At 61.1% G+C, this 13605-nt stretch carries 11 protein-coding genes; all 11 read left to right on the top strand.

The features are described 5' to 3' along the window. Nucleotides 1-99: 99 nt before the first annotated feature. The 11 genes from AD666_RS21300 (at nt 100) to AD666_RS21250 (ending at nt 13546) form a co-directional block, all read left to right on the top strand. The gene (locus tag AD666_RS21300; protein ID WP_305728964.1) at nt 100-2490 is read left to right on the top strand and encodes a sulfite exporter TauE/SafE family protein; all 2391 of its coding nucleotides are present in this window, start codon (nt 100-102) and stop codon (nt 2488-2490) included. Between the two features lie 35 nt (nt 2491-2525). Further along, nucleotides 2526-2987: an Lrp/AsnC family transcriptional regulator gene (locus AD666_RS21295; protein WP_053156476.1), complete on the top strand. Its 462-nt coding sequence runs from the start codon at nt 2526-2528 to the stop codon at nt 2985-2987. A 217-nt stretch (nt 2988-3204) separates the two neighbouring features. Further along, entirely contained in the window at nt 3205-4887 is a 1683-nt protein-coding gene (locus tag AD666_RS21290; protein WP_053156321.1) for an NAD(P)/FAD-dependent oxidoreductase, read from the top strand. 25 nt (nt 4888-4912) lie between these two features. Next, entirely contained in the window at nt 4913-5707 is a 795-nt protein-coding gene (locus AD666_RS21285; RefSeq protein WP_053156317.1) for a carbon-nitrogen hydrolase family protein, read from the top strand. A gap of 41 nt (nt 5708-5748) precedes the next feature. Further along, complete coding sequence (gene pqqF, locus AD666_RS21280) at nt 5749-8202, top strand: pyrroloquinoline quinone biosynthesis protein PqqF (RefSeq protein WP_053156314.1); 2454 nt, start codon at nt 5749-5751, stop codon at nt 8200-8202. Nucleotides 8203-8338: 136 nt separating this feature from the next. Next, nucleotides 8339-8413 (top strand): pyrroloquinoline quinone precursor peptide PqqA, encoded by a 75-nt coding sequence (gene pqqA, locus AD666_RS21275; protein WP_053156473.1) that lies wholly within the window; start codon nt 8339-8341, stop codon nt 8411-8413. Nucleotides 8414-8493: 80 nt separating this feature from the next. Beyond that, complete coding sequence (pqqB, locus tag AD666_RS21270; protein WP_053156311.1) at nt 8494-9405, top strand: pyrroloquinoline quinone biosynthesis protein PqqB; 912 nt, start codon at nt 8494-8496, stop codon at nt 9403-9405. 198 nt (nt 9406-9603) lie between these two features. After that, on the top strand, nt 9604-10356 hold the full coding sequence (pqqC, locus tag AD666_RS21265; RefSeq protein ID WP_053156309.1) for a pyrroloquinoline-quinone synthase PqqC: 753 nt from the start codon (nt 9604-9606) through the stop codon (nt 10354-10356). Next, nucleotides 10353-10628 carry a pyrroloquinoline quinone biosynthesis peptide chaperone PqqD gene (pqqD, locus tag AD666_RS21260; RefSeq protein ID WP_053156306.1) on the top strand — a complete coding sequence of 92 codons (276 nt, stop codon included), beginning with the start codon at nt 10353-10355 and terminating at the stop codon, nt 10626-10628. The genes pqqC and pqqD overlap by 4 nt, the downstream gene beginning before the upstream one ends. Further along, nucleotides 10600-11751, top strand: coding sequence for a pyrroloquinoline quinone biosynthesis protein PqqE (pqqE, locus tag AD666_RS21255; protein ID WP_053156303.1), 1152 nt, complete (start codon nt 10600-10602; stop codon nt 11749-11751). The genes pqqD and pqqE overlap by 29 nt, the downstream gene beginning before the upstream one ends. After that, a complete protein-coding gene (locus AD666_RS21250) occupies nt 11717-13546 on the top strand; it encodes a S9 family peptidase (protein WP_053156301.1) in 1830 nt (609 codons plus the stop codon). The genes pqqE and AD666_RS21250 overlap by 35 nt, the downstream gene beginning before the upstream one ends. Nucleotides 13547-13605 lie beyond the last annotated feature (59 nt).

Raw genomic sequence — 13605 nt, 5'->3', positions numbered from 1 at the left:
AGGGTAGCCGCTTCACTTCTTCGATCTGTTGCACCCATCCTCAACGAGACGCCCATCATCGCCAGCCCTACCCCCAGCCTCCCCCGCCTGTTCCTCGACTTGTTCTGGCAGCTCGGCATCCTGCTGGTGCCCGCCTTTTTCGTCACGGTGCTGCCACCCCCGCTGGCTTTACTGACGGTACTGTTCTTCGGCCTGTTGATGGGACTTGCGGCGCGGCTGGGCTTTCTATCGGTGGGACGGGGCTGTGCCCGGTTGATGATCGGCGCTGTGTTTGGCCTGGGATTCAGCCTGGGCAGGGCATTGCCCGAATGGTGGGGCATCCTGGTGGCAATTGTCGCCATTGTTGGCGGGCTCGCATGTGTCAGCAAATGGGAGCGGCGTCTTGGCCTGGTTACGGATCCTGTCAATGGGCCCAGCGCCTGGGGTGGATCCGAGCCGCAACAGACCCCTGAAGGCGAGCCGATCAGAGTGTTCAATCATGGGGAAATCGCAATGGGTGGCCCGACCTATTGCGACTTTCTGTTCCCCGATGGCGTGCTTCTGCAAGGCCTGGGTTCTTCTGCCGTGTTTTCTGATGACGGACGGTATTTCGCCGCGCCTGTGCCGTCCCGACAGAGCTGGGGACTGGTGCTGCTCGATCGCCAACAGCGCCGAGTATACCGCTGCGAAAACAGCGAGTTCTGGGAACTGGATACGCTGGACCTCAACGGGTTGAGCGGCCGCCACAGTCCGCTGGTGGATAACAGCGCACGTCAGGGCCGGCTCGATGAGCTGTTACAAACGGCCAACGTCGTCGATCTGGTGCCGGTCGTCGATCTGTGGCTGGAGCCCGGTTGGTATCCAGAACATATTCCGCAAACTTTCGAACGACGCTCCGCGGATGGCCTGCAATGTCTGCGGGGCGAGCTATCGTTGCCCACGACTTTCCGCGACCTGCCCCAGCCGTTGGAGCCACTGAGTTCACCGCGCTATACGGTCAGCATCAATGAACAGCCGTCCGGCCTGACGATGGCAGCCGATACACCGGTGATATGGAGCACTGACCAGCGCGCCCTGGTGTGTCAGGCCCAGGAGCAAACCGGTCATCCGGAGGGCGACCGCTACTGGTTGTGGCGCGCCGACGGCGGCTGGCGAGCCCTCCCCTCTCCCTGGGTGAAAAGCGACGCGGAGCCCTCTTTCTATTGGCATGAATTGTTGAGCCTTGACGAGCAGCATGTGCGTATCGCCTCGTACCTCGACTATCCACGGCCCAGCAGCGGCCGCCATGGTTATCGCCTCGACAGCATCCACAGCGACACCGAAATCCAGGCAGGCCACGACGCCGAAGGGCGTGTGCAAGTCGCTGAGTTTCAGTTGACCCGCATGAGTATCGCAATGCCCCTGGACAGCCTGGGCCGGCGAGGCGACTCGTTCATCGAGACGCAGCCGATGCAGGACGGTGTCCGTGCCCATCTGGTCTGGCTGGCTGACAACCATGACGGCCTTGGGACCTACCGCTGCGAAATCGGCGACTGGAAATTACCGGGACGCTGGTTGATGGATCATCGCGTCTGCGATTGCGGGCGCTATCTGGCGTTGTTGCCATTCACAGATTCGATGCCTTTAGCCACACGTGCGGTGGTGGTCGACGTGGAACACCAACGCCTGTGGGAGGGCCCTGAAATGTGGACGGCCCGAATCCTCGATTTTCGCGATGGCCGCCTGAGCCTGGCCGTCGTTGCCGGCGCGCTGGACGAGGGCCTGGAAAGCAGCGCACTGCAACGCTTTAACATTCCGGCGCCGCCAATCGGCAGCGACCCTGCGTTCTTTCACCCCAACGGACGCTACCGGCTGTTCTACGACACGGTTGAGCTGCAACTGACCGACTCACAACTCTACCGCGTTGCGCCCTGGCGCCAAGTGGATTGTCCGCAAGTAGCCAACGCCGACGGCGACTTCATCCAGCCCGCCCCCGATCATCAGGACGCCGCCTGGTTGTTCGGCAGCGAGACAGAATATGCAGACAGTTGGGTGCGGCCCAATACGCCGCGACTCGGCGGTTATCTACTGACGGCTTCTGGCTGCGCCTTGAGCGATCTGGCCCCCTCGATGGTCTGGTCAGCGGACGGCCGCTACCTCGCCCTGACCCGTATGGCTACGGATGCGACAGAGCTCTGCGGAAACTACCGGGGCTGGCAGCTGCTGCTACTCGATATCCAGGAACACACGTTACGGGTGCACTCCCAATGGCTGGGCAACCGCCCGCTGTTCGAGGGGTTCGATGAGAAGTACGTGCATGTACGCTGTTTCGAGCGAGACTGGGAAGCCGAAGACGATGATGATCAGGGTTCACTGCACGCGCTCGCCCTGGATCTGTTGCTGAAATTGCCGGCCGAACAACTGATTTGCCAGGACGGTTTGTGGCTCAGGGCTTCGCAAACACACCAGGCTCCTGCCTGGCGAGCGCTGACTTTACCTTCTGTTGGCTATTTCGAGCGGCGGAGCCTGTAACATGCCCGCCACCGATGCCTGCACCGGAGTTCACCTTGTCTGACACCCGCTCTCCCGTCCTTGACGAAATCGACCGCCAATTGATCGCGGCCCTGCAAATAAACGCCCGGGAAAGCGTCGCCATGCTTGCCCGCCAGTTGGGCATCGCCCGTACCACCGTGACCTCGCGCCTGGCACGACTGGAAAAAGCCAAGGTTATTACCGGATATGGCGTGCGCCTGGGACAGCGCGTAATCGATGGTGGTCTGCAGGCCTACGTCGGCATCAAGGTCCAGCCGCGCTCCGGCAAGGACGTGTTGCGCCGGTTGAGCGCCATGGCCCAGGTCCAGCAGTTATGCGCGGTCAGTGGCGAATTCGATTATGTGGCTTGGCTGCGTACCGATTCGCCGGAACAGCTTGACCAGTTGCTGGACCAGATCGGTAGCGTGGACGGCGTGGAGAAGACCACCACCTCGATCATTCTCAGCAGCAAGATTGATCGGGGTCAGCCGGTCTAAAGGCCTATGTTGCAAAACCCCTTGTGGGAGCAAGCCCGCTCGCTCTCACAAAGGTCTGCTTCGTCATTTAGACCTGAGCAATTGTCGAAATGACTTGTATCGAATCAAATCGACGACACATTGCGTCTTATTAACGTGTTTCACGCTCTCTAGAATGACCGGCATCTTTCCTATACTCAGACGCGAATGCCGCGTCGAGTCGCCATCAAGGTCAGCCATGAACAAGAACAATCGCCACCCCGCAAACGGCAAAAAGCCCATCACCATTTTCGGGCCGGATTTTCCTTTCGCCTTTGATGACTGGATCGAGCATCCGGCGGGCCTGGGCACCATTCCGGCTCATAACCATGGTGCCGAAGTGGCGATTGTCGGCGCCGGGATCGCCGGGCTGGTGGCGGCGTACGAATTGATGAAGCTAGGCCTCAAGCCGGTGGTCTACGAGGCGTCGAAGATGGGCGGACGCCTGCGCTCACAGGCGTTCAATGGTGCCGAAGGCATCGTCGCCGAGTTGGGGGGCATGCGCTTTCCGGTGTCGTCCACGGCGTTCTATCACTATGTCGACAAGCTGGGCCTGGAAACCAAGCCCTTTCCCAACCCGTTGACCCCCGCCTCGGGCAGCACTGTCATCGATCTGGAAGGCCAGACCTATTACGCCGAGAAGATGGCGGATCTGCCGGCACTGTTCCAGGAAGTGGCGGATGCCTGGGCCGATGCGCTGGAGGACCGCTCGCGCTTCAGCGAGATCCAGCAGGCGATTCGCGACCGCGACGTGCCTCGCCTCAAGGAACTGTGGAATACCCTCGTCCCCCTGTGGGATGACCGCACTTTCTACGATTTCGTCGCCACCTCCAAGGCGTTTGCCAAACTCTCGTTCCAGCACCGCGAAATATTCGGCCAGGTCGGGTTCGGCACCGGTGGATGGGACTCGGACTTTCCCAACTCGATGCTGGAAATTTTCCGCGTGGTGATGACCAACTGCGACGATCATCAGCATCTGGTGGTCGGCGGCGTCGAACAGGTGCCCCACGGCATCTGGAAACACGTGCCGGAGCGCTGCGCGCACTGGCCGGAAGGCACCAGCCTGAGCTCGCTGCACCTCGGCGCTCCCCGCAGCGGTGTAAAACGCATCGCACGCGCCGACAATGGCCAGTTCAGCGTGACGGACGTATGGGATAACACTCGCGAATATGCCGCGGTGCTGGTCACTTGCCAGAGCTGGCTGCTGACCACCCAGATCGAATGCGAGGAAGCGCTGTTCTCGCAAAAGATGTGGATGGCCCTGGATCGCACCCGCTACATGCAATCGTCCAAGACCTTCGTAATGGTCGACCGCCCGTTCTGGAAGGACAAGGACCCGGAAACCGGTCGCGACCTGATGAGCATGACCCTGACCGACCGCCTGACCCGTGGCACTTACCTGTTCGATAACGGTGATGACAAGCCCGGGGTCATCTGCCTCTCGTACTCGTGGATGAGCGATGCGCTGAAAATGCTGCCGCATCCAGTAGAAAAGCGCGTGAAACTGGCGCTGGATGCCTTGAAGAAGATTTACCCCAAGGTGGACATCGCCGCGCGGATCATCGGCGATCCGATCACCGTATCCTGGGAAGCGGACCCGCATTTCCTTGGCGCATTCAAGGGCGCCCTGCCTGGCCACTATCGCTACAACCAACGCATGTACGCGCATTTCATGCAGGACGACATGCCGGCCGAACAACGAGGGATCTTTATCGCGGGCGATGACGTCTCATGGACACCGGCCTGGGTTGAAGGCGCGGTACAAACCTCGCTCAATGCCGTGTGGGGAATCATGAAACACTTCGGCGGTGAAACTCACCCCGAGAACCCGGGTCCAGGTGATGTGTTCCACGAGATCGGTCCGATCGCACTGCCTGAATAAGCGGCCCGAATAAAAGGAGTTGTCGATGCGCGTAGCCCTTTACCAATGCCCACCGCTGCCACTGGATCCGGCTGCCAATCTGCAACGCCTGCACCGGGTGGCGTTGGAGGCCAGGGGCGCCGATGTGCTGGTACTGCCGGAAATGTTCCTGACCGGCTACAACATCGGCGTCGACGCGGTGAATATATTGGCCGAGGTCTACAACGGCGAATGGGCGCAGCAGATCGGCCGCATTGCCAAGGCGGCCGGCCTGGCGATTCTCTATGGCTATCCCGAACGCAGCGAAGACGGGCAGATCTACAATTCGGTGCAACTGATCGATGCCGAGGGGGAACGCCTCGCCAACTATCGCAAAAGTCATCTGTTTGGCGATCTCGACCACGCGATGTTCAGCGCCGGTGATTCGGCGCTGCCGATCGTGGAGCTCAACGGTTGGAAGCTTGGATTCCTGATCTGCTACGACCTGGAATTCCCGGAAAACGCCCGGCGCCTGGCCCTGGCCGGTGCCGAGTTGATCCTGGTGCCGACCGCCAACATGCAGCCCTACGAGTTCATCGCCGACGTCACCGTGCGCGCCCGGGCCATCGAGAACCAATGTTTCGTGGCATACGCCAATTACTGCGGTCATGAAGGTGAATTGTTGTATTGCGGTCAAAGCAGCATCGCCGCACCGGACGGCAGCCGCCCCGCGCTTGCCGGGCTGGATGAGGCCTTGATCGTGGGCGAGCTGGATCGGCAGTCGATACAAGCCTCCCGCGAGGCCTACAACTACCTCCATGACCGTCGTCCCGAGCTTTATGGCGACTTGCACAAACGTTGACCTTATCCGAGCATGAGCGCTTCTCTGCCCTGGAAGCGCTCATGCCGGCCCCCGACTCCCTCCACCTTCATACTGAAACCCTGGCTAATGGTTTGCAGGTGACGCTGCGTCATGCATCCGATCTCAAGCGTAGCGCCGCCGTGTTGCGAGTGGCGGTCGGTAGTCATGACGCACCGCAGGCCTGGCCGGGAATGGCGCACTTTCTCGAGCATCTTTTCTTCCTCGGTACAGAGCGGTTTCCTGCAAAACAGAACCTGATGGCCTACGTGCAACACCACGGGGGCCAGATCAATGCTCGCACCAGTGAGCGCACCACGGATTTCTTCTTCGAGTTGCCATCCACCGCCTTCGCTGACGGGCTGGATCGGCTGGCGGACATGCTCGCCCATCCGCGCCTGGATGAAGCCGATCAGTTAAGGGAGCGGGAAGTGCTGCAGGCGGAATTCGTTGCCTGGTCTCAGGACGTCACGGCCCAGCGGCAGGTGGCCTTGTACAATGGATTATCGGCATCCCATCCATTGCGAGGCTTCCATGCCGGCAATCGAGACAGCCTCGCCGTGCAACAGCCTGAATTCCAGACAGCACTCAGGGATTTTTACCGACAGTTCTATCAGAGCGGCCAAATGACCCTGAGCCTGGCGGGCCCGCAGAGCTTCGACGAGCTAAAGACGCTGGCTGAACGTTTCGCTGGCAACCTGCCCCGGGGACAAACCGTTGTCAGGCCATCGCCGTCGAAGCTGATGGCCTCGCCAGCAGCCAGTTATCAACAGGTCGGCAAAGCTCGCCTCGACCTGCTGTTCACCTTCGAACAGTTGCCGGTCGCCTCGCCCCAAGCCATGGACTTTCTCTGCACATGGATGAATTCCAGTAAAGCTGGGGGATTGCTCGCCACGTTGCGCCAGCTAGGCCTGGTCGACAACCTAAAGGCCACGCCGCTTTACGCGTTTGCAGGGCAGGCGCTACTGCACATTGAATTCAAGCTGGAAAACGATCAAGCGATGGATCGTATCCGGCCGTTGTTGCACGACTGGCTGGGATTTTTCGCCGCCCAGGATGACTGGGCGCCCTTGCGCAATGAGTTCACAGCCGTGCTGCGTCGCCGACAGGAGATCGCCACGGCCTTGCAACTCGCCCGCCAGGACAACGAAGGGCGAGAAGCATCGCTGTCGGGAAATGACCTCGCGAGGCTCAGGGAGATCCTCAACCAGATGCAACCTGCTGAGCACGTCACGGGAGCCTGGCAACTGCCCGCGCCCAATCCTTTCCTGCAAACATCCGGCGAACCTCCCCGCACCGGGCTGATACGCGGCCAGACCAGCGCCCACCGGGGCCTGCGCACCTTCGCTCAGGACCGCTCCCGCAGTCGTCGCGAACGCTCGCCCATGCAGTTCAGCCAGGCACTGCCCGATCACACCCGTGAAGGAGCGATATACCTGCGCTGGCGTTTGGCGGGGCAAGCGCCGGGCGACCTTCAAACCAGGCTCGAGCGACATTTGCTGGATCTGCATGAGGATGCCAGTCAAGCGGGCGTGGACGTCACGTTCGAAACCGGCAGTGACCAGTGCCTGTTGAAACTGACCGGCTTACAAGCGCCCATGCCGCAGGTTCTTGAACACGTGCTGGCGAAGCTGGAACAGCCGCTGCCCCCGCCCCAAGCGGAAAGCGAAACGTTGTTGATGCCGATTCGACAGTTGCTCAAGGCATTGGCTGATCCCGGCTTACACCGCTCGCATCCAACGACGATGCCAACACCCGACGCATCCCTCTGGACCACGGCCCAGTGGGATGGATTGGCCTTGGGCCTGTCAGCGGCCACCCAGGCGGCCATGGGCCCTGCATTGGCTCGGGTTCCGGGCATTGCAGGGCACCCTGCCGAATCCACGCGGCCAAACATGCAATGCACCTGGAACAGGCTTCAGACCGAGGGTGACGAACAGGCCGTATTGCTGTTTTGTCCGACACCCACGGCGGAACTGTCCGATGAGGCCTCCTGGCGGCTGTTGGCACAGCTCTGTCAGACGCCGTTTTACCAGCGCCTGCGGGTGGAGCTGCAACTGGGCTATGCAGTGTTCAGCGGCTTGAAGCAGATCAATGGACAAACAGGCCTGCTGTTCGGCGTCCAGTCTCCCGATATCCCGGCTCCTCAACTGGTCGCCCACATCGAGCAGTTTCTGGAGGGGCTGACGGATCTGATCCGACAGACCGACGATTCGACTTTGTGCAGTCACCAGCGGGCTCTGGCAGCACAATTCCAGGGCAATGCCCTGGCCTGCGCCCAAGCGGCCGAGCTGCTCTGGCAAGGGAAACTGGCCGGAAGGCCATCTGATTATCTCCAACAGCTGTCCGACGCCATCGGACAGATAAACAGAGAGCAACTGCTGGCCGCCGCCCGGCGTTTGATCGATGCCGAAGGTGGGCGTCATTGCTTGAGCAACGGCCCTTGTCCGGAAGGACGCTGGCAAGCGGCACCACGATCGTTACAACCGCTGCAATGAGCTTTCTCAAAGAATCGCCGCGAACGAAAATGTCAGATTTAGTAACATAGCCGCCTAAGCATCTGAACATCTCCGAATGGAGGTGGACTAAATGTATAGATCTCACCTGTCCCACCCCAACCAAAGGAGTATTTCCATGTCCTGGTCCAAACCCGCATATATCGACCTGCGTATCGGTTTCGAAGTCACCATGTACTTCGCCAACCGTTAATTGCTGCAGGCGGTTGAACGCGCAGCAAACGCCTCGGTCAGCCGGGGCGTTTTTTATTTCGGTTTGCAGATGGAGCGGCCATGTTTGTCCAGATTCTAGGTTCCGCCGCCGGCGGCGGTTTCCCTCAGTGGAACTGCAATTGCGCCAATTGCGCCGGGTTTCGCGACGGCAGCCTGCGGGCCCAGGCCCGTACCCAGTCGTCCATCGCGATCTCCGATGACGGTGTGAGCTGGGTGTTGTGCAACGCCTCCCCGGACATCCGCGCCCAGCTCCAGGGGTTCGCCCCGATGCAACCGGGCCGGGCCCTGAGGGACACCGGGATCGGCGCCATCATCCTGATGGACAGCCAGATCGACCATACCACCGGCCTGCTCAGCCTGCGCGAAGGTTGCCCGCATCAAGTCTGGTGCACCGACATGGTCCATGAAGACCTGAGTACCGGCTTTCCGCTGTTCAACATGTTGACCCACTGGAACGGCGGGCTGAACTGGAACCGCATCGAGCTCGACCAGAGCTTCACCATCCCCGCCTGTCCGGACCTGCGCTTCACCCCACTGCCCCTGCGCAGCGCCGCGCCCCCCTATTCGCCTCACCGTTTCGATCCGCATCCGGGGGATAACATCGGCCTGGTCGTCGAAGACCTGCGCACCGGCGGCAAGCTGTTCTACGCCCCAGGCCTGGGCAAGGTGGACGGGCCGTTGCTGGAGATCATGGCCGGCAGCGACTGCCTGCTGGTGGACGGCACGATGTGGGATGACGATGAAATGCAGCGTCGTGGTGTCGGCACCCGTACTGGCCGGGAGATGGGGCATCTGGCGCAAAACGGCCCCGGCGGCATGCTCGAAGTACTGGAGCAACTGCCCGAGCCACGTAAGGTGCTTATCCACATCAACAACACCAACCCGATCCTGGACGAAAACTCGCCGGAACGCGCGGAGCTGGTACGCCGTAGGATTGAAGTGGCTTACGACGGAATGAGTATTGAGTTGTAGCAAGGGTGGGATGATTGTGGATTTGTGTTGTGTCAGTTGACGCTGGCGCCAGTTGGCAGGACGCCTTCGCGAGCAAGCCCGCTCCCACAATGGTCCGAGTAATACGGAACTTTCATACGCTGCGAAACCCCGTGGGAGCGGGCTTGCTCGCGAAGAGGCCGGTTCAGACAGCCCCAAACCCCATCACGGAGAACCAACATGATTGACACTCCCCTGTCCCCCGCCGAGTTCGAAGCGGCCCTGCGTGCCAAGGGTGCGTATTACCACATCCATCACCCGTATCACGTGGCGATGTATGAAGGCCGCGCCAATCGCGAGCAGATTCAGGGCTGGGTCGCGAACCGCTTTTACTACCAGGTGAACATCCCGCTCAAGGACGCCGCGATCCTGGCCAATTGCCCGGACCGGGAAATCCGCCGGGAGTGGATCCAGCGTCTGCTCGATCACGACGGTGCTCCTGGCGAAGACGGCGGCATCGAGGCCTGGCTGAGGCTGGGCCAGGCGGTTGGGCTGGACCCCGATCAACTGCGCTCCCAGGAACTGGTATTGCCCGGGGTGCGTTTCGCGGTGGATGCCTATGTCAACTTTGCCCGCCGCGCCAGTTGGCAGGAAGCCGCCAGCAGCTCGCTGACCGAGCTGTTCGCCCCGCAGATCCACCAGTCGCGCCTGGACAGCTGGCCGCAGCATTACCCTTGGATCGACCCGGCCGGCTACGAATATTTCCGTACCCGCCTGAGCCAGGCCCGTCGCGATGTGGAGCATGGCCTGGCCATCACCTTGCAGCACTACACCACCCGCGCCGGGCAGGAGCGCATGCTGGAGATTCTCCAGTTCAAACTGGACATTCTCTGGAGCATGCTCGATGCCATGAGCATGGCCTACGAATTGAATCGCCCGCCCTATCACAGCGTGACCGGGGAACGGGTGTGGCACAAAGGGATCAGTTTATGAGCTTCGACCGCAGCAAAACCCCTCGCTGGCGCCCCGGCTATCGCTTCCAGTACGAACCGGCACAGAAGGGCCATGTGTTGCTCTATCCTGAAGGCATGATCAAGCTCAACGACAGCGCTGCGCTGATCGGCGGCCTGATCGATGGCGAACGGGATGTCGCGGCCATCATCGGCGAGTTGGGCAAACAGTTTCCCGACGTGCCGGAACTCGGTGACGACATCGAGCAGTTCATGGAGGTCGCCCGTGCAGAGCACTGGATCACCCTTACCTGAAAAACCGGCGATCGGCCTGCCGCTTTGGCTGCTGGCCGAGTTGACCTATCGCTGCCCGCTGCAATGCCCGTATTGCTCCAACCCGCTGGACTTCGCCGAACAGGGCCAGGAGCTGAACACCGAGCAGTGGTTCAAAGTCTTTCGCGAAGCCCGGGAAATGGGCGCGGCGCAGTTGGGTTTTTCCGGCGGCGAGCCACTGGTGCGCCAGGACCTGGCCGAACTGATCGGTGAAGCGCGCAGACTGGGGTTCTATACCAACCTGATCACCTCCGGCATCGGCTTGACCGAGCAGAAAATCAGCGACTTCAAGAACGCCGGCCTGGATCATATCCAGATCAGCTTCCAGGCCAGCGACGAGCAAGTAAACAACCTGCTGGCCGGCTCGAAGAAAGCCTTTGCGCAGAAGCTGGAAATGGCTCGGGCAGTCAAGGCCCACGGCTATCCGATGGTGCTGAATTTTGTCACCCATCGGCACAACATCGACAAGATCGACCGCATCATCGAGCTGTGCATCGCGCTGGAGGCCGATTTCGTCGAACTCGCTACCTGCCAGTTCTATGGCTGGGCGCAGCTCAACCGCGTCGGGTTGTTGCCCACCCGGGAACAGCTGGAGCGCGCCGAGCGCATCACCAACGAATATCGCGCGCGGTTGGAAGCCGAGGGCAACCCCTGCAAGCTGATCTTCGTGACGCCGGACTACTATGAAGAACGCCCCAAAGCCTGCATGAACGGCTGGGGCAGCCTCTTTCTGACGGTCACGCCGGACGGCACGGCGCTGCCCTGTCACGGTGCCCGACAGATGCCAGTACAATTTCCCAACGTGCGCGACCACAGCATGCAACACATCTGGTACGACTCGTTCGGCTTCAATCGCTTTCGCGGCTATGACTGGATGCCCGAGCCATGCCGCTCCTGCGATGAAAAAGAGCAGGATTTCGGCGGCTGCCGCTGCCAGGCGTTCATGCTCACGGGCGATGCCAGCAACGCCGACCCGGTGTGCAGCAAATCCGAACATCACGCTGTAATTATCCAGGCTCGCGAAGACGCCGAGCACGCCACGCAAACCATTGAGCAACTGGCCTTTCGCAATGAACGAAACTCACGCCTCATCGCCAAGGGTTGAATCGCTCAGCGCCGCCGAGGCCGTTGCCGCGGGCATCGATTTCGCCGAGCTGCACCTTGGCCCGCATGGCCTGTTCTGGAATGAATATCGCCCCGAAGACGGTGCGTGTCGGATCTGGCACTGGAAGGACGGCCAGGCCCGATGCATGACCCCGGACGGGTTCAGCGCCCGCAGTCGGGTCTATGAATATGGCGGAGGATCGTTTTGCCTGAGCGACGACGGCGTCTTGTTCGTCAACGAAACGGATCAGCAGTTGCACCACCAGCCACTGGTTGGTGGTGCGCCTGTCGCGCTCACTTCTGGCACTTGTCGATACGGAGATCTGGGGTATGTCGCCGGCCAGGTACTGGCGGTTGAGGAAGAGGCCGATCAGCATCGCCTGGTGTCGATCAGTCTGGCGGATCATCGCCGGCAGGTGCTGGCCGAAGGCGCCGACTTCTATGCTTCGCCGATCTTGAGCCCGAATGGCCAGCGACTGGCCTGGGTGGAGTGGAGCCGTCCTCATCAGCCATGGACAGCCACGCGGTTGATGCTGGCCGAGCGCAACGCGTCAGGTTGGGGTGAACCGCGTTGTGTGGCGGGCATTGCTGAAGAGGAATCCATCCAGCAGCCGCGTTTCGATCATGCCAATCGTCTGTATTGCCTGACTGACCGGGGAGGTTACTGGCAGCCGTGGATTGAGTCGGGCCACGGCCTGGCACCGCTGCCCTGCGCCGAAGCCGATCACGCGCCTGCGCCCTGGCAACTGGGCGGCCGAACCTGGCTACCATTGGACGCAAACACTTATCTGGCCAGTTGGACCGAAGCGGGCTTCGGACGGCTGGGCCTGCGCCGCAGCGGCACCGACAACGAGGAATTCACCGGCACTTATACCCGGTTTCGCAGCCTGGCGTTGGACGAACGGTTCATCTACGCCATCGCCGCCTCGCCGGTCAGCCCCTCGGCAGTCATTGCGATCAGCCGGCAAAGCCATGAAGCGGTCGTATTGGCCGGTGGAGTGGCGCCGTTATCCGTCGATCGGATCAGCCGCCCCCGAACACTGCGCTATCCCAGCGCTTCGGGTGAAGTCCATGGTTTCTTTTATCCAACCCTGCACTCGGAGGCGAAACCGCCGCTGGTGGTGTTCATTCATGGCGGACCGACCTCGGCCTGCTATCCCCTGTTCGATCCGCGTATCCAGTACTGGACCCAGCGCGGCTTTGCAGTCGCAGATCTCAATTATCGAGGCAGTAGCGGCTACGGACGGGCATATCGCCAGGCGCTGCATTTGAATTGGGGTGTGGTGGATGTCGAGGATGCCTGCGCGGTAGTCGCCTACCTGGATGAGCAGGGCCTGGTCGACGGCCAGTCTGCATTCATCCGCGGCGGCAGTGCTGGCGGGTACACAACCCTTTGCGCCTTGGCGTTCCATGACGTCTTCCGTGCTGGCGCCAGCCTCTATGGCGTCAGCGATCCGGTCGCCCTGGGCCGCGCCACGCATAAATTCGAAGGCGATTACCTCGACTGGTTGATCGGCGATCCGCAGCGGGACGCCGAACGTTACCGCGCCCGCACACCGCTGCTCCACGCCGGGCAAATCCGTTCACCGGTGATTTTTTTCCAGGGAGAGTTGGATGTCGTGGTCGTACCGCAGCAGACCCGCGATATGGTGAAGGCGCTGGAAGAGAACGACGTAACGGTCGAAGCGCATTACTATCCGGACGAACGCCATGGTTTTCGCAAGGCGGTGAACCAGGCCCATGCGCTGGAGCATGAGTGGCTGTTCTATCGCAGGGTGATTGACCACAACCTGTAAGCCAATCCAAAAGCAATGTGGGAGCGAGAGGCTCGCTCCCACAGAGGGGTTCGAGAAAA

The organism is Pseudomonas sp. Pf153 (assembly GCF_001269775.1).
Lineage (GTDB): Bacteria > Pseudomonadota > Gammaproteobacteria > Pseudomonadales > Pseudomonadaceae > Aquipseudomonas > Aquipseudomonas uvaldensis.
This window is presented reverse-complemented; position numbering and strand designations above follow the sequence as displayed.